Here is a 19896-nt window from a genome sequence, read left to right as displayed (position 1 = left end):
CCCGGAACACGTAACTTACGATTCCGTAGGTTAGCGTTTCGGGGCGGCCAGGGCGAATGGGGAGCGAGTGACCGGCGTCCCGAATCAGGCCAGAAGGGTGCCGGGCTCGGGCTCGAAGGGCGTGAAGAACTGGTTGGCCGGTGCGCCCGCGAGGCTCATCTCCAGGGTCGCCACCGACAGTCCGTCGATCTGCTCGCGGATGATGTCCGCATGGCCCGCGTGGCGGGCGTACTCCTCGACCTGATGGCACATGAAGTAGCGGTTCTTCATCGGGCGCGGCTCGTAGATGCCCGCCCACGGAGCCGGCTGCGCCATCGCGTCGCCGTCCGGATCACTGCTGCGCATCGCGTCCAGGAACTCGGCTCGGGCGGCGTCGAACCGCTCGATCATGCCTGCCGCCGTCTCGTCGTCGGTGAGTGCGAAACTCCCCATGTATTCGGCGAAGGTCGACTCGTCGAGCACCAGTTCGGCCGCGGTCCCGTTCAGCTGAGCGACGGCGCCGCGCATGCCGCGTTCGATGTGCTTGAGCAGACCGCCGATCGACAGCGCGCTCCGGCACGGCGTCTCGCGGGCCTGCTCCTCGGTGAGTCCGTAGGCCGCCGCGCGAAGTGCTCCGAGCTGCTGATCCGCGTAGTTGATGAGGCCGGTGAGTTCATCGTCTCGGGCAGGTGCGTACATGCTGTCCTCCTGGGTTCGTCGTGCTCTGCCCATTCAGAATCGCAAGCTAACCGGACAGTTTCTGTCCGGTAGCGAAAACTTTCTACAGAAGTTCGAGAAGGAACGGCAGTTCCTGGGTCGCGTACCAGCCGAGGTCGTGGTCTTCGACGTCGCCGACGGCGAGCTCACCGTCCTCGTCACCGAGGTCGGCCTCGTCGATCACCGCGACCGCGGCACGGACGGCCTGCTCGGCGTCGGCCCCGTCGACGTGCACGGCGACGATGTCTCCGTGCGGGACGGCACCCGCGACTTTGACCACGGCGTCGTCCAGATCGGGCCGCGGCGACGCCTCCGCCTCGGCGACCACGACCACCCGGCGCACCGGCAGGTCCGAGGAGTCGACTGCCAGCAGACGCAGCGACGCGCGCGCCGCCTCGCGAAGCGCCACCTCGGAGAGCTCCTCGTCGTCGCCCGCCACATACGCCTCCCGCAGCGCTGGGGTGAGCGCGAATCCGGTCCCACCGACCGGTTCGAAGGGGCTGCCGGGCTCTGCGACCAGTTTCTCGATCATCGCGAGGGTGGCCGGGAGGTACACACGCATGAAGTCTCTTTCCTGGGTTGAGAACTGTCAGTGGTCGCGGCCGAACGACTGGCCGCCCGCGAGCAGTTCGTCGAGCGACTCGGTCACGTACTGGGACATCGCGGGCAGATCGACGACCACCGCACGGTCGGCGATGAACGAGAACTGGACCTGATTGGCGTACTCGTTGACGCTGATTCCCAGGGCACGCTGCGCGGCGAGCGTCGGGATGGTGAAGATTCCGGTGATCGGCATGCCGCCGACGAATTTGCGGCCGATCCGCCGAGCGCTCATCGAGATCGGGACGTTGTACGAACGCTGGAACAGACCGGCGAAGGCGCGCGTGGAGAAGTCCGCGAACGGAACCAGCCCGATCTCGGGCAGCAGCGGCCGCAGCCCGCGCGTCATCCGGCGGGTGGACTGCGAGTATCGGTCCGCCAGACCCGCCACCTGCATCAGACGCACCGCGGGCGCGTCCTCGCCAACCGGGAGGTCGGTCACGAACTCGGTGCCCCCGACCACGATCCAGGTCCCCGTCGGCTCACCTTCGACGGTCTCCGGGTCGCGTGCGGCGAGCGGCATGGTCGCGCGCATGGTCTCGCCGTGGCCGACCGAGTCCTTGACCGAGAGCGACCAGCGGCGGAGCACTCCGGTCAGGATCGCGAGGACGACGTCGTTGAACGAGCACTCGAATCGCCGCGCGACGGCTTCGAGGTCTCGGCGGGAGACCGAGGAGAACGCGAACAGCCGGGACGAGGTGGTGACGGTGTTCAGCGGGCTGTCGGGGGCGGAGTTGACCATCTGGCTGACCGCGTCGCTGACGAAACGAACGGACTTGTCCGCCACCGACCACAGATCCGCGACGGGTCCGTTGCCACGCAGCACCGAGTCGACCACCTCACCCGGCCGCGCCATGGCCTCGGCCAGGGCGCCGACGGTCAGCGAGGCCGCTCCCGGGGGATGTCCGGGCATCCACAGGTCTTCGGCCATCGGCTCGGCGTCGGCGACGTCGTCGCAGATCACTTCACTCAGTTCTGGGTTGTCGGCGCCGCCGAGCAGGCAGCGGTGGGTCTTGGTGAGGATCACCGCGCGACCGCGGCTCAGACCTTCGATGAGGTACATCTCCCACAGTGGCCGCGTTCGGTCGAGGGGCCGCGACATCAGCCGCGACACGAGTTCCTGGAGCTGGTCGGCGCTCCCCGGCTGCGGCAGCGCCGACAGCCGGATGTGGTAGTTGATGTCGAACTCGCGGTCGTCGACCCACACCGGACGACCGAGGCCGAGCGTCACCTCGGTGACGACCTGCCGGTACCGCGGAGCGAGCTGCAGACGGTTCTCCACGAGCGACACCAGCGAGTGGTAGTCGACGGTGGTGGCGTCGCCCTTCGGCAGCTTGCTCGGGTCGAGGATCAGGACGGCGCCGAGATGCGCCGTGGTCCCGGACCCGTCCAGGAAGTAGAACATCGCCTCGTCCGGCGACAGCCGATTCACCATGATGCCGTCGAGTTTATGCCGACGCCCGGGCGGCGAGCGCATCATCGCCGGGGTGGGTCTCATACGATCGACAGTTCGACGAGCGTCCACCTGTCCTCGGTCCGGCGCTCACCGCCTTTCGACGGCAGCCGCACGGCGCGGACCTCGAGACGTCCGGCGACCGCCCGGACCCGATCGCCGCGGACGAACGTGCCGAAGTACTCGGCTCGCGCCGGTGCCCCGAGCTGAACGTGAACGCGCAGCAGCCGCGCGGCGTCGGTGTCGGCCGCGGTGTTGCCCGAGTTCGGCGGTCGGCGCCGGAGCAGCGCCCGGACCTGCGCGAACACGTCTTCGGTGACAGTCCGGAGCAGATGATCGACGGGCCTGCGCCCGTCGAGGACTTCCAGGACGTGCTGCAGCGACCGGATGGTCGCGGCCCGCGCCGCGGCCGCCTCCCGCGGCGGCCCCGCACCCCCGCGGTCCCCGTCGCCTGCGACCCGCTGCGCGAGCCGCCCCTCCCCGAGCGTCTTCACGGTCATACCCTTCGGACGCACCGCCGAACCGTTCGGTTCCCAGACACGCCGAATAACCACAAACTTCACAGCGATTCGACGAAGCACCGCGCACAACCAGACCGGACTCGTGAACGGTGGTGGCGGGGCGGGCGTGGGGAGATGTCGACGAGCCCTCCGCAGCGACGAGCCCCAAGGGGCGAGGAGCGAGGACTGCCGAGACGACATCTCCCCGCGCCCGCCCCGCCACCATCACAAAAGCGAAAGCCCGGGCTCGAGGAGAACTCGAACCCGGTCTGACGACGAACCGCTACCGCTTCTTCTTCCGCGACTTGGCCGGCTTGTTCGACGGCTTGGCGCCGGATCGGGCCGCGGCACGACGGTCGCGGCGGCTGCCGAGCACCTCGGTCGGGGTGCCGGACGCATGCTCCTCGACCTCGGAGAGGACGGCGGCGTCGCCGCTCTCCGTCGGACCGCTGTAGGTCATCGGCGCCGCCTCCTGCGCCTCGGAGTCCCCGCCGAACGCCGCACCCGCGAGCATGTCGCTCACGGATGTGCCGAGCGCCGGAGCGGGCGCCTGCGTCTCGACCTGTGCGTTGAAGATGTAGGTGACGGCCTCTTCCTTCATGGCCTCGAGCATGCGCTGGAACATGTCGTATCCCTCGCGCTGGTATTCGACCACGGGATCGCGCTGTGCCACCGACCGGAGGTGGATGCCCTCCCGGAGGTAGTCCATCTCGTAGAGGTGGTCGCGCCACTTGCGGTCCATCACGGTGAGCAGGATCGACCGTTCCAGCTGGCGCATCGCGCCGTCTCCGGCCATCTCGGTGAGCTCGGCTTCGCGGCGGTCGTACGCGTCGAGCGCGTCGCCGACGAGTACTTCGCGCAGTTCGGCGCGCGAGATGTCGTCGCGTTCGCCGTACTCGTTCTCGCCGACGACCTTCTTACCGTCGAGGGAGATCGGATACAGCTTGCCGAGCGCCTCCCACAGCTTGTCGATGTCCCAGTCCTCGGCGTATCCGAGTTCGGTGGCGGCGTCGGCGTAGGCGCCGACGACGTCGCTGACCATCTCGCGGACCTGCTCCTTGTGATCCTCGCCTTCGAGGATCTCGCGGCGCTCGCCGTAGATGACCTTGCGCTGCTCGTTCATCACCTCGTCGTATTTGAGGACGTTCTTGCGGATCTCGAAGTTCTGCTCTTCGACCTGCGTCTGAGCGCTGCGGATGGCGCGCGTGACCATCTTGGCGTCGATCGGCACGTCGTCGGGCAGGTTGAGGCGCGCCATGATCGTCTCGAGCGCCGCACCGTTGAACCGCCGCATCAACTCGTCGCCGAGTGAGAGGTAGAAGCGGGACTCGCCCGGGTCGCCCTGACGGCCGGAGCGGCCACGCAGCTGGTTGTCGATACGCCGGGACTCGTGGCGCTCGGTGCCGAGCACGTAGAGGCCGCCCGCTTCGCGGACGTCGTCGGCCTCGGACGCCGCGTCCTGGCGTGCCAGGTCGATGGCCTCGGGCCAGGCGGCCTCGTACTCGTCGGGCGTGTTGACCGGATCGAGCCCGGCCTTGCGCAGACGCGTGTCGGCGATGACGTCGGGGTTGCCGCCGAGCACGACGTCGGTGCCACGACCGGCCATGTTGGTCGCGACGGTGACCGCGCCGAGCCGACCGGCCTCGGCGACGATCTGGGCTTCCTGCTCGTGGAACTTCGCGTTCAGAACGGTGTGCTTGATCTCGCGCTCGGAGAGCAGATGCGACAGGTACTCCGACCGCTCGACGCTGGTGGTGCCGATGAGCACCGGCTGCCCCGCGGCGTTGCGCTCGGCGATGTCGTCGACGACCGCGTGGAACTTGGCCTCTTCGGTCTTGTAGATCAGGTCGGTCTGGTCCTTGCGGATCAGTGGCCGGTTGGTCGGGATCGGCACCACGCCCAGCTTGTAGATCTGCTGGAACTCGGCGGCCTCGGTCTCGGCCGTACCGGTCATGCCCGCGAGCTTGTCGTACAGGCGGAAGTAGTTCTGCAGCGTGATGGTGGCGAGAGTCTGATTCTCCGCCTTGATCTCGACGCCCTCCTTCGCCTCGATCGCCTGGTGCAGACCTTCGTTGAAGCGGCGACCGTCGAGCACACGACCGGTGAACTCGTCGACGATCATCACCTCGCCCTTGCGGACGATGTAGTCCTTGTCCTTGTGGAACAGCTCCTTGACCTTGATCGCATTGTTCAAGTAGCCGACGAGCTGCGAGTTCTCCGGCTCGTACAGGTTGTCGATGCCGAGCCGGTCTTCGACGAATGCGACACCGGCCTCATGGACGCCGACGGTCTTCTTCTTGATGTCGATCTCGTAGTGGACGTCCTTGTCCAGCAGCGGCGCGATGCGCGCGAACTCGGAGTACCACTTGCTCGAGGAATCGGCGGGACCGGAGATGATGAGCGGAGTGCGGGCCTCGTCGACGAGGATCGAGTCGACCTCGTCCACGATCGCGTAGGCGTGCTCCCGCTGCACCAGATCCTCGAGGGTGTGCGCCATGTTGTCGCGCAGGTAGTCGAAGCCGAACTCGTTGTTGGTGCCGTAGGTGATGTCGGCGGCGTACGCCTCGCGCCGCTGGTCCGGCGACATGCCGGTGAGGATGACCGCGGTCTCGAGTCCGAGGAAGCGGTGCACGCGACCCATCCACTCGGCGTCGCGCTTGGCGAGGTAGTCGTTCACGGTGACGACGTGGACGCCCCTGCCGTCGAGCGCGTTCAGATACGCCGGGAGCACACACGTCAGGGTCTTGCCCTCACCGGTCTTCATCTCGGCGATATTGCCGAAGTGCAGAGCCGCACCGCCCATGATCTGGACGTGGAAGTGCTTCTGATCGAGCACTCGCCAGGCCGCCTCGCGGGCGACGGCGAACGCCTCGAGCAGCAGATCGTCGAGCGTCTCGTCGCCTTCGAGGCGCTCGCGGAACTCGACGGTCTTCGCCCGCAGTTCGTCGTCGGAGAGCGCTTCCATCTCATCGGAGAGCGCTTCGACGCTCGTCGCGATGGCGTCCAGGCGCTTGACCATGCGTCCTTCGCCCAGTCTGAGCAGCTTGTTGAGCACCGGCAATCCTCTAGGTTCGCGTGTCTGTTCACCCGTCCTGCCGTGTCGAAGAGCGACTCGGCGGACAGACCTCGTTCCATGGTACGGGGCGCGTTGCGGCCGCGTCCCACACAGGCACTCTCGACAGCCCGATTCGGCCGCGCCGACGATCCTGCGAACGCGACGCGGCCGTCGCCCGATCGGGCGGCGGCCGCATACGTGGGATGGAAGTTCAGGCGAGCCTGATGACGCCGTAGTCGAAGGCGTGGCGGCGGTAGACCACCGACGGCTTATCGGTCTCGCAGTCGTGGAACAGGTAGAAATCGTGACCGACGAGTTCCATCTCGTACAGTGCCTCGTCGACCGACATCGGCGACGAGGTGTGGTCCTTCACGCGGACCACCTGTCCCGGCTGGTGGTCGTCGACGCTGTCCTCGAACGGGTCGGCAGGCGCGGCGGGTTCGTCCGGCAGCAGGTGCGGCGCGTCGGCCGCGGCCTCGGCGAGCGAGGTCGGACGGTGCATGCCGTCCTTGCGGATCCGCTTACGGCTCTTGGCACGCCGGAGTCGCTTGTGCAGTTTGTCGAAGGCGAGCTCGCAAGCCGCGTAGAAGTTCTCGCCTGCGGCCTGCGCTCGTACCACCGGGCCGCGTCCGCGAGCGGTGATCTCCACGATCTCGGCACTCTTGGCCTGCCGCGGATTCGGTTCGTGGTACAGCACGACTTCGAAGCGGAAGATCGTGGTGTCGAAGTGCTCGAGCTTGGCGAGCTTGCTGCTCATGTACACGCGGAAGTGGTCCGGGATCTCAACATTCCGGCCACTCATGGTGAGTTCTGCCTTGAGCTCGCCGGCATCCGACGTGTCGATGCTGGCCGGCAGTTGGAAAGCGGCTGTGAGGTCAAGGCGTTCGACGGGTGCAGCTTTCGACTCTCGCTGGCCCTTGCGATGAACGACCGTCATTTCGACATCCTCCTCAGGTTGCGCTCGTCCGGATGTCAAGTCCGGACCGAGGTACCAATTCGCTTGTCGCACAATCACGTTCGATTAGGTGATTCAGTGCGAAGGACAGTGACCCGCTGACGATGAAGCGGAGGATCCACCGAGCGCAGGCAAAGCATCGGCGCGGTGGAAAAGGCTTGGTCACCTCCCGGCACTCGATGTTCATCACTGCCACTTCCGAAGGTATCCGCAAACTCGCCGGGCGGCCACGTTTTGCTCATCATGCACCCGCCAGGACGACGACCGCGGCCACTCGAGCCCCGGCGGACCGAAGGCGTCTCACCGCATGCGTCGCCGTCGCCCCGGTGGTCAGGACGTCGTCGACGAGCACCGCAGGCACCGCGGTCTCGCCGCGTCCGCGCATCGCGGCGGGCAGCGGCCGATTCAGTCGCACGGCTCCGGTCAGATTCGTGTTCCGCGCACCGGCGGTCAAGCCCGCGGAGTCCCGGACCCACGCGGCGGTGACCAGCATCGGCGTCACCCGGACACCGGGCCCCAAGACGACCGCCGCCTCCCCGGCCACCGCGGTGACCGTGTCGCCGCCCCGCGCACGTGCCGCGAGGGCCCGCGTCGGTGCAGGCACCAGCGCCAAGCGCGACGTCTGGGGCAGGTCGCCCCATCGGGCGATGGCGACCAGTCCGTCCGCGAGAAGCCGCCCCAGCACCGGCGCCAGATCCCGGCGGCGATGCTCTTTCAGGTTCACCACCGCGGACGCCATCGGCCCGCCATAGCGAGCGAGCGCCCACACCGGGACCCCGGGATCGATGCGCGGGCTCAGCAACCGCGGCACATCGCTGAGCCGCCGCGCACAGCCTTCGCACCACGCGGTTCCCGGCCGCCCGCATCCGCCGCACAGTTCCGGAACGACGAGGTCTGCGATCGCCGACAAGGCCGCGCGGGCGATGCCTCGATCCCCCGCCATGCTCGACGATTGTCCGCCGCCTCCGACCGCATGTCACCGGGGCGGTCCACAGCCCGCGGCGTCAGCTTCCCGGGATCACCGGCCTGGTGCCCGGCCCGGCGTCGGGGCCCACTGCCGTCCAGTACTGGTCCGGGCGGGTCTGGCCGGTGCCGATCTGCTGCACGCCGCGGTTGTCCGCGACGTAGACGGTGGTCGGTGACGCCGCGATGTCGACCACCGGCGGCTTGAGATTCCCGCTGACGAGCTCTCCCGGCTGGGTGCCGACGATCGAGGCGGTCCACACCGGGGTGTCGTCGCCGGACACCGCGATGTACATCGTCTTCGTCGAGGACCAGGCCACCGCGACCCCCGGGCCCCCGATATCAGGAGCCAGCGGATACACGCCGGTGAGCGACGGCACGCCTCGGTCGTTGACGGAGACGACGGCCAGCAGCACCTTGCCGCCGACCACCAGCGCCACCCGGACGCCGTCGGGAGAGATCTGCATGTCGGTGATCGGGCCCGGAGCCGCGGCCGTCACCTCGCTCGCGTCGATCGGTTCGACGCTGCCCGGGAGGCCGCCGTCGGCGGCGACCCAGCGGACCGGCCTGCCGTCGATCACCGTGTACCCGGTGGCCGCGTCCGGGGCGAACGAGGGCGTGGTGATCGTGGCGCCCGAAGCCACCTCCGCCGGATCGCCGCCGTACGGTCCCACGAGCAGCGTCCGTCGCCCGCCTCGATTCGCCACCGCTGCGCTCCGGGTGAGATCTGCGGAGATCGCGGCCGACTCCAGATCGTGGCTGGATCCCAGCGGGCCGTCGACCGGGACCGCGCGATTGCCCGTCAGCCGCGCCAGGCCACCGTCACGCACCAGATGTACGGGATCGGCCGCGCGCTTGACCGGCTCGGGTTCGAACGAGCTGACGTCGGCCGGCCGCCACCCCTCATCGCGTCCCTGCACCAGCGGTGCGCCGTCGGCGGTGATCCGATACGTTCCGGTGATCCCGGCGTAGTCGAGGGTCCAGACGATCTGCGCGGCCAGCACCGTCCGATCCTTCTGGTCGGTGTCGGCGACGTTGCCGAGCGGGACGGTCACCGTGTCGCCGACGACCGTGACCGGCCCGGACAGGGCGACGCCCCGCGCGGCGCCCTCGCCCACCGCCCCCTCGAGCTGGGGCGTCGGCCCCGCGAGCAGACGGTTGACCAGGACCGAGCCGTCGGGCTCGGAGCCGAAGAACCAGCGCGGATCGGCGATCAGCCGGGTCAGCGTGCGGTCCGGATAGAACAGGTCGGCCTGTCGGTACGCGGTGAGGAACTGGGAGGCGTCGGTGATCGACCCGGCGGGGACGTCGCCACTGACCTTCCACTCGCCGTCGACCCGCTCCAGCGACAGTGCGATCACCTCCGACCCGCTGGTCGGCCGCAGGGTTCCGGCGGGTGTCAGGGCGCCGGTCTTCTCGCCGGTGATCCGCAACCGGACGGCGTCGCTGGTGCGCTCGTCGATGATCACTCCGACGTCTCGTATCACCGTCATGTCGCCCTGGTCGTCCCAGCGCTGACTGGCGTCCGGAGTCAGGAACTTGCGCGCCGCCCGATGTCCGGCGGTCGGGTCCGACATCGACTTCACGAAGTTGCGCGCAACGGTCTCGGGGTCGTCGCCCTTCTTCGGCGACGGCACGATGTTCGTCGGACGCTTGCGGTCGAACGCCTGGATGGGCTGCGGCGACGACGAATCCGGGATGTCGACGCAACCGGTCAGCACCAGCGCGCCCGCGAGCAGCATGGACAGGAGCACGACGACGCGTCTCATCGACCACCCTCTCCGATCGGTTTCAGCGGCAATGGGCTGCCCAGCAGTTTGTGCCCACGCACCAGCGGCAGGGTGAGACGGAAGCACGAGCCCTCACCGGGAGCGCCCCACGCCTCGAGCCGACCCTGATGCAGGCGGGCGTCCTCGATGCTGATCGCCAGACCGAGCCCGGTTCCGCCCGAGCGTCGCACGCGCGACGGATCCGATCGCCAGAACCGATTGAATACGAGCTTCTCCTCTCCGGGACGCAGACCGATGCCCTGGTCCCGCACGGTGATGGCGACCGCGTCGCCGTCGGACCGCATCGTGAGCGTCACCGGCCGGTGCTCACCGTGGTCGATCGCGTTCGCGAGCAGATTCCGCAGAATCCGCTCCACCCGCCGGGGGTCGATCTCCGCCAGCACCGGCTCGGCCGGCATGTCGACGATCAGATCGCTGCCGCTCTCGGCCGCGAGATGGGCGACCGTCGAGACGGCCGCGTCGATCGGGACCGCGATGTCCAGTCGTTCGGCGGCGAGTTCGGCCATTCCCGCGTCGTGCCGCGAGATCTCCAGCAGCTCGGTCAGGAGCGTCTCGAACCGGTTCAGCTCCTTGTCGAGCAGTTCCACCGATCGTCGCTGGACGGGGTCGAGGTCCTCGCGGCCGTCGTAGAGCAGGTCCGCGGCCATCCGAACGGTCGTGAGCGGTGTGCGCAGCTCATGGCTGACGTCCGAGGTGAACTGCCGCTGCAGTCCGCCGAACTCCTCCAGGTGGTTGATCTGCCTGGACAGGCTCTCCGCCATGTCGTTGAACGAGACCGCGAGCCGCGCGAACTCGTCCTCGCCCTGGACCGGCATCCGCTCGGACAGCCGCCCGTCCGCGAACCGCACGGCTGTTCGCGACGCCGCCCGCAATGGGCCCATCACCTGCCGAGTCACCAGCCAGGCGATCGCCGCGAGCAGGCCGAGCAGCACGATGCCGCCGGTCAGGAGGGTCCCGCGGACCAGCGAGACGGTGTTCTGCTCGCTGCCCAAGGGGAACACCAGATACAGTTCCAGACCCTGGATCGGACTCTCCACGGGCGACCCGATGACGAGGGCGGGCACGGTGTCGCCGCCATGCTCGATCGAGGTGTACTGAAACGCGACCTGGCCGCCCGCCACCATCTTCCGCAGGGACGCAGGCACGTCACGCACCGGTCCCACGGCGACCTCCTGCTCGCCCGCGGATTCGGCGGGCACCACCAGGACCGAGTCGAACGATCCGGCGACCGATGCGCTCTGCGTGGTCTCGGTGTCCTGATCGGTGAGCAGCGAACGGGCGCGCGCCAGGCGGTTCTGCACCGCGGTGTTCGACTCGGCGCTGCTCAGCACCCGTTCGACCACCGCGCGCATCCGCGCGATCTCGTCGGTCGCCACCTCTTCCTTGGCGTCCAGGAGCCGACCGGTGATCTGACTGATCAACACGAAACCGAGGATCAGCAACACCACGAACGACAGGACCAGCGTCGAGACGATGACCCGGGTCTGCACCGAGCGGCGCCACAGTTGACCGGCCGTGTGCCCGACGGTCGTGGCGGCACGCCGGAGCAGAGCGATGAGACGATCGAGCGGCCCTCGGTGGATCCGACGGCCTCCGATCACGGCGGACCGGCCTTGTAACCGACCCCTCTCACAGTGAGCACGATCTCCGGATTCTCCGGGTCGATCTCGACTTTGGCGCGCAACCTCTGCACGTGAACGTTCACCAGCCGGGTGTCGGCCGGGTGACGGTATCCCCACACCTGTTCGAGCAGCACGTCACGCGTGAACACCTGGCGCGGCTTACGCGCCAGCGCGACAAGCAGGTCGAACTCCAACGGCGTGAGCGAGATCGGCACGCCGTCGCGCGTCACCTTGTGCGCGGGAACGTCGATCTCCACCGGGCCGATCGCCAGGAGCTCCGCGGGATCGTCCTCGGTGCGGCGAAGCCGCGCCCGGATCCGTGCGACGAGTTCCTTGGGTTTGAAGGGCTTCACCATGTAGTCGTCGGCGCCGGACTCGAGCCCCAACACCACGTCCACGGTGTCGGACTTGGCGGTCAGCATCACGATGGGCACGCCCGAATCCGAGCGGAGGACCCGGCAGACGTCGATGCCGTTCATCCCCGGCAGCATCAGATCGAGTAGGACGAGGTCGGGCCGGACTTCGCGGACGGCGGTCAGGGCCTGCGTGCCGTCGCCGACGACGAAGGGCTCGAAGCCTTCGTTCTTGAGGACGATCGTCAGCATCTCGGCGAGCGCGGCGTCGTCGTCAACGACCAGGATGCGAGGCTTCATGCCTGTCATCGTGTCATCTTCGTCGCCGATCCTGCGGTGCGACACGCCTTGGCCCGCAGGTCCGGGCGGTTCCGGCGCGCCTGGACCGCAACTACGGCAGCACTGCCTACACTGTGCGGCGTGGGCATTCTGGTAGCTGTCGAAGGGCTCGACGGTGCAGGCAAACGCACCATCGTCGGACGCATCGAAGCGGCCGCGACCGACCGAGGCGCATCGGTCTCCACGCTGGCGTTCCCTCGCTACGGGGAGTCGATCACCGCAGACCTGGCCTCCGAGGCACTGCACGGACGGCACGGCGATCTGCGCGAAAGCGTGTACGCGATGGCGTTGCTCTTCGCGCTCGACCGCGCCGCCGCGCGCAGACAGCTGCGCGAGGCGCTCACCGCGCACGACCTGGTGATCTGCGATCGGTACTGCGCGTCCAATGCGGCCTACAGCGCGGCCCGGCTCGGAGGCGGCGCCGATTCCGAGGTGGTCGAGTGGGTCGCCGATCTGGAGTTCGGCCGGTTCCAGCTACCCGTCCCCGACCATCAGCTGCTTCTCGGCGTGCCGCCCGACGTCGCGATGAGCCGAGCGAACGGTCGTGCCGAGACCGATGCCGACCGACCCGTCGACTCCTACGAGCGCGACGCCGAACTCCAGCACGCGGTGTACCGCGTGTACGGCGAGTTCGTCGAATCGCACTGGATGTCGTCGTGGTCGTGGGCCGACGGCGACGACGCCGTCGCGGCGGTGCTGGCTCAGCTGTAGTCGTACCCGGGCGCAGAAGTCCTCTTACCGGGGCCCGGGTCTCGATACGCGACGCCCCATAGACGAACGAAGTGCGTGACGAGATCAAGGCTGTCGTTCAGTGTCACCTGGTGGCACCGAACGACAGCCTTAGACCTCCCGCACGCCGTATCGATGGGCTCGACAACCCCAGTGGCGTGACGGCGGAGAACAGGACCTCCCCAACCGACCTCCGAGGTCAGTAGCGGTAGTGCTCCGGCTTGTACGGGCCTTCGACGTCCACGCCGATGTACTCGGCCTGATCCTTCGTCAGCTTGGTCAGGCTGCCGCCGAGGGCCTCGACGTGAATCCGCGCGACCTTCTCATCGAGGTGCTTCGGCAGGCGGTACACCTCGTTGTCGTACTCGTCGGCCTTGGTCCACAGCTCGATCTGCGCGATGACCTGGTTCGCGAAGCTGTTGCTCATCACGAACGACGGGTGGCCGGTGGCGTTGCCGAGGTTCAGCAGACGTCCCTCCGACAGGACGATGATGCTGTGGCCGTCGGGGAACACCCACTGGTCCACCTGCGGCTTGATGTTGATGCGGGTCATGCCTTCGGCCGACTCCAGGCCGGCCATGTCGATCTCGTTGTCGAAGTGACCGATGTTGCCGAGCACAGCCTGGTTCTTCATCTTCTTCATGTGGTCGAAGGAGATGATGCCGAGGTTGCCGGTGGCGGTGATGACGATGTCCGCGTTCTCGATGGCCTCGTCGACGGTGACCACGTCGTAGCCGTCCATCAACGCCTGCAGCGCATTGATCGGGTCGATCTCGGTGACCTGAACGCGCGCGCCCTGGCCGGCGAGCGACTCGGCGCAACCCTTGCCCACGTCGCCGTAACCGCAGACCAGCACCTTCTTGCCGCCGATGAGGACGTCGGTACCGCGGTTGATGCCGTCGACGAGCGAATGACGGGTGCCGTACTTGTTGTCGAACTTGCTCTTGGTGACCGAGTCGTTGACGTTGATCGCCGGGAAGTCGAGCTCACCGGCCGCGGCGAACTGGTACAGCCGCAGAACGCCGGTGGTGGTCTCCTCGGTGACTCCCTGAACCGACTCCGCGATCGCCGACCACTTGCCGGAGTCGGCGGCCAGCGAGCGGCGAAGCAGTTCGAGGAAGACCTTGTACTCGGCGGGGTGGCTGTCGTCAGCGGGCGGGACCACGCCGGCCTTCTCGAACTCGGCGCCGCGCAGGACCAGCATGGTCGCGTCGCCGCCGTCGTCGAGGATCATGTTCGCGGGCTCACCCGGCCAGGTCAGCATCTGCTCGGCCGCCCACCAGTACTCCTCGAGCGTCTCGCCCTTCCACGCGAAGACCGGAACGCCCTTGGGCTCTTCGACGGTGCCGTACGGGCCGACGACGACGGCCGCGGCCGCGTGGTCCTGCGTCGAGAAGATGTTGCACGACGCCCAGCGGACGTCGGCGCCCAGGTCGACGAGGGTCTCGATGAGGACGGCGGTCTGCACCGTCATGTGCAGCGACCCCGAGATACGCGCGCCCTTGAGGGGCTTGACGTCGGCGTACTCGCGGCGCAGCTCCATCAGGCCGGGCATCTCGTGCTCGGCCAGGCGAATCTCCTTGCGGCCGTAGTCGGCCTCGGAGAGGTCGGCGACCTTGAACTCGACGCCGTTGCGGGTTTCGGTGGTCAGAGCGCTGGAAGGCGCGGTCATCTGGTGCCTCTCGATTGACATGTGGATCGTGAACGACGGTACCGGCCGCCGTTTCGGCGACCGGTACCAGTCCTAGGTCCTTCTACGCTATCGCGATCACGTCGAACTGGTCGGACCGCTGTCCGATCCGGTGCCGGATCCCGGGGTCAGGTCGTCGTACGACGGCAGTTCCTTCCGCTCGCGCATGCCGAGCACCGAGTGCTTGGCGCCGTAGGTCAGGTAGACCACGATGCCGATCATCATCCAGATCACGAACCGGATCCAGGTCTCGATCGACAGGTTGATCATCAGCCAGAAGCAGGCGATGACCGCCAGGATCGGGACCAGCGGGACGAACGGCACGGTGAAACCGCGCTTGAGATCCGGACGCGTTCGGCGCAGCACCACGACGCCGACGCAGACGAGGACGAATGCGAACAGGGTGCCGATGTTGACCATCTCTTCGAGCGTGCCCATCGGGAAGAAGAAGGCGAGCGCCGCCGAGACGACGCCGACGATCAGCGTGATGCGGACCGGCGTACCGCGGTTGCCCGTCTTGGCCAGGCCGCGCGGCAGCAGGCCGTCGCGCGCCATGGCGAAACCGACGCGCGTCTGGCCGAGCAGCATGACCATCACGACCGTCGTCAGTCCGGCGAGAGCGCCGATGTTGATCGCCCATTGCGCCCACGTGATGCCGTGTGCCTCGAACGCTGTCGCGAGCGTCGACGATTCGACCGTCCCGTCGGGCAGGGTCTTGTCGGCGAGGTCGGTGTACGGCACCATGCCGGTCAGGACCAGCGAGACGCCCACGTACAGGATCGTCACGATGACGAGCGAGCCGAGAATGCCGCGCGGCAGCGACTTCTGGGGATCCTTCGTCTCCTCAGCGGTGGTCGCGACGACGTCGAAGCCGATGAAGGCGAAGAACACGAGCGATGCCGCGGCGAGGAGTCCATACCAGCCGTACTGACTGCCGGTGGCGCCGGTGATCCACGAGAACAGCGTCTGATGGATGCCGCTTTCGCCGGTCTCGTTCGGTTGCGCGGGCGGGATGTACGGCGAGTAGTTCTTACCGGTGATGTAGAAGGCGCCGACGATGATGACGAGGAGCACCACCGCGACCTTGACGGCGGTGATGATGACCGAGACCCGCGACGACAACTTGGTGCCGAGGATGAGGAGCGTGGTGAGCACGGCGATGAGCAGTGCCGCACCCCAGTCGTAGCTGTGCCCGCCGACGACGAAGACGTTGTTACCGGCGCCGATGACGTTGCCGAGGTATGACGACCAGCCCTTCGCGACCACCGACGCGGCGAGCGCGAACTCCAGGATGAGGTCCCAGCCGATGATCCAGGCGACGAACTCACCGAACGTCGCATACGAGAACGTGTAGGCCGACCCGGCGACCGGAACCGTCGAGGCGAACTCGGCGTAGCAGAGCGCCGCCAGTCCGCAGGCGATGGCGGCGAGGACGAACGCCAGCGACACCGAGGGCCCGGCGACGTTGCCCGCCGTTCGCGCGGTGAGGGTGAAGATGCCTGCACCGACGACCACGGCGACGCCGAAGACGGTGAGGTCCCAGGCGGTCAGGTCCTTCTTCAGCTTGGTCTCGGGCTCGTCGGTGTCGGCCATCGATTGCTCGACCGACTTCACACGACCGAAGAAATTGGTCACGTACGTGCTCCTTGCTCATTCGCGGGATTTCCGCTGCGGGATGAACGGTCGGGACGGCGTCTGCGCTAGGTGTTGCGCGTACTCGTCGAACAGCGTTGTGGCCTCGCCCGAGCCGACCCCATAAGTGTGATCCCTTCCACATTCATTGCGGTTTCAGAGGCTAGCGCATGAGTGGGCTTCATCAGGTCGCATCCGGATCAGGAGTTGGTCACGAACCGCCCTCGCCGCGATCGATGTCGGGTTCGAGGTAGATCACGCGCGCCTGCGGCACCACCGCGCGGATCCGCGCCTCGGCACCGTCGATGGCCGTGGCGATCTCGACCGCACCCAGCCCGGGCGCGATCGCGATCTTCGCCGCGACGAGGAGTTCCTCCGGACCGAGGTACTGCGTCTTCATGTGGATGACCCGATCGACGTCCTGTCCCGGGATCGCCGCGCGCAGCGCCTGCTCCTCGGCGTCGGTGGCGCCCTCGCCGATCAACAGGCTCTTCATCTCGATGATCAACACGATGGCGATGAGTCCGAGCAGGACGCCGATGGACAGTGTTCCGATGCCGTCCCAGACCGCGTTGCCGGTGATCATCGTCAGCCCGACGCCGGCGAGCGCGAGCACCAGGCCGATGAGGGCCCCCGAGTCCTCGAGCAGCACCACGGGCAGCTCGGGGTTGCGCGAGGTGCGGATGAACTGCCACCACGAGGAGTCTCCGCGGAGAACTCGCGACTCCTTCTGCGCGGTGTGGAAGCTGTAACCCTCCAAGCAGATCGCGACGAGCAGGATCACCACCGCCACCATCGGCGAATCGAGTCCGTGATCGCCCGCGTGCCGGATCTTCTCCACGCCTTCGTACAGCGCGAACATCGAACCGAGGGTGAAGATCACCAGCGCGACGATGAAGGAGTAGAAGTACCGGCTCCGTCCGTAGCCGAACGGGTGGAGCTTGTCGGCCTCCCGCGAGGCGCTGCGCTGACCGAACAGCAGCAGCCCCTGATTCGAGGTGTCGGCGACGGAGTGGACGCCTTCGGCGAGCATCGACGACGAACCGGTGATCGCGAAGCCGACGAACTTGGCGACCGCGATCCCGGCGTTGGCGGCGAGGGCGGCGACGATGGCGCGCGTCGACCCTTCTGCGGACATGAGTTGCCTCTCGTGAAACTGATGCGGCCGAGCGGCCGCGAATGAAAAGACTAGTCGGCGCCGCTGCAGCGATCCGTGACGTGTGGCACAGCGGTGCGTCTCCGGAATTAAACGGACCATGGTCCGGTTATGCTTGCTGAAAGCCGCGCGAGCGGATCTACCACCGAGGAGCCTTCGATGCAGTTCGGAATCTTCAGCGTCGGCGACGTCACCACCGACCCGATCACCGGCGACACCATCAGTGAGCACGACCGGATTCAGGCGATGACGGCGATCGCACTGAAGGCCGAGGAGGTGGGCCTGGACGTCTTCGCGACCGGCGAGCACCACAACCCGCCCTTCGTGCCGAGCTCGCCGACCACCATGCTCGGCTGGATCGCCGCACGGACCGAGAAGCTCCGGCTGACCACCGCGACAACGCTGATCACCACCAACGATCCGGTCAAGATCGCCGAGGACTTCGCGATGCTCCAGCATCTGTCCGGCGGTCGCACCGACGTCACACTCGGTCGCGGCAACACCGGTCCGGTGTACCCGTGGTTCGGCAAGGACATCCGTCAGGGCATTCCGCTGGCGGTGGAGAACTACCACCTGCTCCGCAGGCTGTGGCGTGAGAAGAACATCGACTGGGAGGGCCGCTTCCGCACCCCGCTGCAGGGTTACACCTCCACTCCGGCACCGTTGGACGACACTCCGCCGTTCGTCTGGCACGGCTCCATTCGGTCTCCCGAGATCGCCGAGCAGGCCGCGTTCTACGGCGACGGCTTCTTCCACAACAACATTTTCTGGAACAAGGAGCACACCGAGCAGATGGTGAATCTGTACCGGCAGCGCTACGAGCACTACGGGCACGGTTCGGCCGACCAGGCGATCGTCGGGCTCGGGGGCCAGGTGTTCATGGCCGAGACCGAGGCGGAGGCCAAGCGGCTCTTCCGTCCGTACTTCGACAACGCGCCGGTGTACGGGCACGGGCCGTCGATGGAGGAGTTCACCGACATGACGCCGCTGACCGTCGGCACCCCCGAGATGGTGATCGAGAAGACGCTGTCCTTCGCCGATTACGCGGGCGACTACCAGCGCCAGCTGTTCCTCGTCGACCACGCCGGCCTGCCCCTGCCGCAGGTGCTCGACCAGATCGAGATGCTCGGCCGGGACGTGGTGCCGACGCTGCGCGCCGAGTTCGACCGTCGCCGCCCGGCGCACGTGCCATCCGACCCGCCGACGCACGAATCGCTGGTCGCCGCAGGACCCGAATCGGCGCACCGCCAGGTGACGCCGGCCCAGGCGACGGCCACCGCAGGTGTGAAGGGAGACCGGTGACATGGCACGCCGTCTACTCGTGATCAGCGCCGGCGTCTCGACACCGTCCTCGACTCGACTCCTGGCCGACCAGCTCGCCGACGCCGTGGTCACCGGCGTGACCGCCCGCGGCGAGTCCGTCGACGTGGAAGTGCTCGAGCTCGCGCCGCTGGCTCAGTCGCTCGCCACCACGGTGACGACCGGCGTCGCGCCCGCCGACATCACCGCCGCCCGCGAACAGATCGCGGCCGCCGATGGAATCATCACCGTGACTCCCATCTTCGCGGCCTCGTACAGCGGGCTGTTCAAGATGTTCTTCGACGTTCTCGACCCGGACGCCCTGACTGGGGTCCCGATGTTGATCGCGGCCACCGCCGGTACGCCGCGGCACAGCCTGGTGCTCGACCACGCGGTCCGGCCGCTGATGAGCTACCTCCGCGCGGACACGGTTCCGACGGCGGTCTTCGCTGCCACCGAGGACTTCGGCACCACTGAGTTGGGCGGCCGCGTGCGTCGAGCCGCGGGGGAACTCGCCCAGCGACTGGTCGGTGCCGCGGCGGTATCCGGATTCGGCGGACCCACCGATCTCGACACCGCCCCGCGCCGATCGACCGGCGCCAACGATCTCGGTGAGGTCACCCCGTTCGCGGAGCTGCTCCGCGGACACACCGGCAGCTGATCGACGCACACCGATCCCGGACCCGGTGCACCGCGAACCGCGCGGCGCACCGGGTCCGTTCACGTCTGCGGCCGGTCAGACCGCGAAGGTCTTCCCCACGCGCACGTCCGTCTCCCGCATGTGCGTCGCCGCCTTCGAGACCCCGACACCGAGCGAGTCGAGACGCGCGCGGGCGTCGGCGAAGATCCGGTCCCAATTGCCCTGCGCCTGCTGGTACGACGCCGCGCCACCGGAGTCCCAGTGCGTCGACAGGGCCGAGACCTGCCGCTTGAGCTGTCCCGACAGTTCCTCCAACCGCTGGAACTGCCCTCGGAGGTCGCCCGAAAGCGTCCCGAGACTGGCGAAGTCGTACCTGATGAGTCCACTGGCCATGCTGATCCCCCTATGTCGTCGTTGATGTGTC

At 67.7% G+C, this 19896-nt stretch carries 17 protein-coding genes; 3 read left to right on the top strand and 14 right to left on the bottom strand.

Annotated features, from left to right (window positions below; genetic code table 11):
* Positions 1–84 precede the first annotated feature (84 nt).
* The 10 genes from SCNU_RS09950 to mtrA all read right to left on the bottom strand — a co-directional run bounded on the left by SCNU_RS09950 (position 85) and on the right by mtrA (position 12296).
* The gene (locus tag SCNU_RS09950; protein WP_009679236.1) at positions 85–678 is read right to left on the bottom strand and encodes a mycothiol transferase; all 594 of its coding nucleotides are present in this window, start codon (positions 676–678) and stop codon (positions 85–87) included.
* 82 nt (positions 679–760) lie between these two features.
* A complete protein-coding gene (locus SCNU_RS09945; RefSeq protein ID WP_009679235.1) occupies positions 761–1258 on the bottom strand; it encodes an HPr family phosphocarrier protein in 498 nt (165 codons plus the stop codon).
* A 27-nt stretch (positions 1259–1285) separates the two neighbouring features.
* Positions 1286–2731, bottom strand: a complete 1446-nt coding sequence (locus SCNU_RS09940) for a wax ester/triacylglycerol synthase domain-containing protein (protein WP_040518185.1) — start codon at positions 2729–2731, stop codon at positions 1286–1288.
* A gap of 59 nt (positions 2732–2790) precedes the next feature.
* Positions 2791–3249 (bottom strand): Rv3235 family protein, encoded by a 459-nt coding sequence (locus SCNU_RS09935; protein ID WP_009679233.1) that lies wholly within the window; start codon positions 3247–3249, stop codon positions 2791–2793.
* A 283-nt stretch (positions 3250–3532) separates the two neighbouring features.
* Entirely contained in the window at positions 3533–6304 is a 2772-nt protein-coding gene (secA, locus tag SCNU_RS09930) for a preprotein translocase subunit SecA (RefSeq protein WP_009679232.1), read from the bottom strand.
* Positions 6305–6515: 211 nt separating this feature from the next.
* Positions 6516–7241: a ribosome hibernation-promoting factor, HPF/YfiA family gene (gene hpf, locus SCNU_RS09925; protein WP_009679231.1), complete on the bottom strand. Its 726-nt coding sequence runs from the start codon at positions 7239–7241 to the stop codon at positions 6516–6518.
* Positions 7242–7500: 259 nt separating this feature from the next.
* Entirely contained in the window at positions 7501–8202 is a 702-nt protein-coding gene (locus SCNU_RS09920; protein WP_009679230.1) for a ComF family protein, read from the bottom strand.
* Positions 8203–8263: 61 nt separating this feature from the next.
* Positions 8264–9991, bottom strand: a complete 1728-nt coding sequence (locus SCNU_RS09915; RefSeq protein WP_040518153.1) for an LpqB family beta-propeller domain-containing protein — start codon at positions 9989–9991, stop codon at positions 8264–8266.
* Positions 9988–11613, bottom strand: coding sequence for an MtrAB system histidine kinase MtrB (gene mtrB / locus SCNU_RS09910; protein WP_009679228.1), 1626 nt, complete (start codon positions 11611–11613; stop codon positions 9988–9990). Before mtrB ends, SCNU_RS09915 begins: the two co-directional genes overlap by 4 nt.
* Positions 11610–12296 carry an MtrAB system response regulator MtrA gene (gene mtrA / locus SCNU_RS09905; protein WP_175284095.1) on the bottom strand — a complete coding sequence of 229 codons (687 nt, stop codon included), beginning with the start codon at positions 12294–12296 and terminating at the stop codon, positions 11610–11612. Before mtrA ends, mtrB begins: the two co-directional genes overlap by 4 nt.
* 111 nt (positions 12297–12407) lie before the next feature.
* On the opposite strand from mtrA, the gene SCNU_RS09900 reads away from it, so the two are divergent.
* Positions 12408–13037 (top strand): dTMP kinase, encoded by a 630-nt coding sequence (locus SCNU_RS09900; protein WP_009679226.1) that lies wholly within the window; start codon positions 12408–12410, stop codon positions 13035–13037.
* Positions 13038–13254: 217 nt separating this feature from the next.
* Here SCNU_RS09900 and ahcY read toward each other — a convergent pair whose 3' ends face one another.
* From ahcY to SCNU_RS09885, 3 genes are all read right to left on the bottom strand, one after another.
* Positions 13255–14727, bottom strand: a complete 1473-nt coding sequence (gene ahcY / locus SCNU_RS09895) for an adenosylhomocysteinase (RefSeq protein ID WP_009679225.1) — start codon at positions 14725–14727, stop codon at positions 13255–13257.
* Between the two features lie 96 nt (positions 14728–14823).
* On the bottom strand, positions 14824–16338 hold the full coding sequence (locus SCNU_RS09890) for an APC family permease (protein ID WP_083812587.1): 1515 nt from the start codon (positions 16336–16338) through the stop codon (positions 14824–14826).
* A 250-nt stretch (positions 16339–16588) separates the two neighbouring features.
* Positions 16589–17515, bottom strand: a complete 927-nt coding sequence (locus SCNU_RS09885; protein ID WP_009679223.1) for a cation diffusion facilitator family transporter — start codon at positions 17513–17515, stop codon at positions 16589–16591.
* Between the two features lie 177 nt (positions 17516–17692).
* Between SCNU_RS09885 and SCNU_RS09880 the strand changes: the two genes are divergently transcribed.
* The gene (locus SCNU_RS09880) at positions 17693–18835 is read left to right on the top strand and encodes an LLM class flavin-dependent oxidoreductase (RefSeq protein WP_009679222.1); all 1143 of its coding nucleotides are present in this window, start codon (positions 17693–17695) and stop codon (positions 18833–18835) included.
* Position 18836: 1 nt separating this feature from the next.
* A complete protein-coding gene (locus tag SCNU_RS09875; RefSeq protein ID WP_009679221.1) occupies positions 18837–19493 on the top strand; it encodes a CE1759 family FMN reductase in 657 nt (218 codons plus the stop codon).
* A 75-nt stretch (positions 19494–19568) separates the two neighbouring features.
* On the opposite strand, the gene SCNU_RS09870 is transcribed toward SCNU_RS09875, so the two are convergent.
* Positions 19569–19865, bottom strand: a complete 297-nt coding sequence (locus SCNU_RS09870; protein ID WP_009679220.1) for a WXG100 family type VII secretion target — start codon at positions 19863–19865, stop codon at positions 19569–19571.
* Between the last annotated feature and the right edge of the window lie 31 nt (positions 19866–19896).

It is taken from the genome of Gordonia neofelifaecis NRRL B-59395, from assembly GCF_000192435.1.
Taxonomy (GTDB): Bacteria; Actinomycetota; Actinomycetes; order Mycobacteriales; family Mycobacteriaceae; genus Gordonia; species Gordonia neofelifaecis.
The sequence above is the reverse complement of the archived record's forward strand: the minus strand, read 5'-3'. Positions and strand labels throughout refer to the sequence as shown.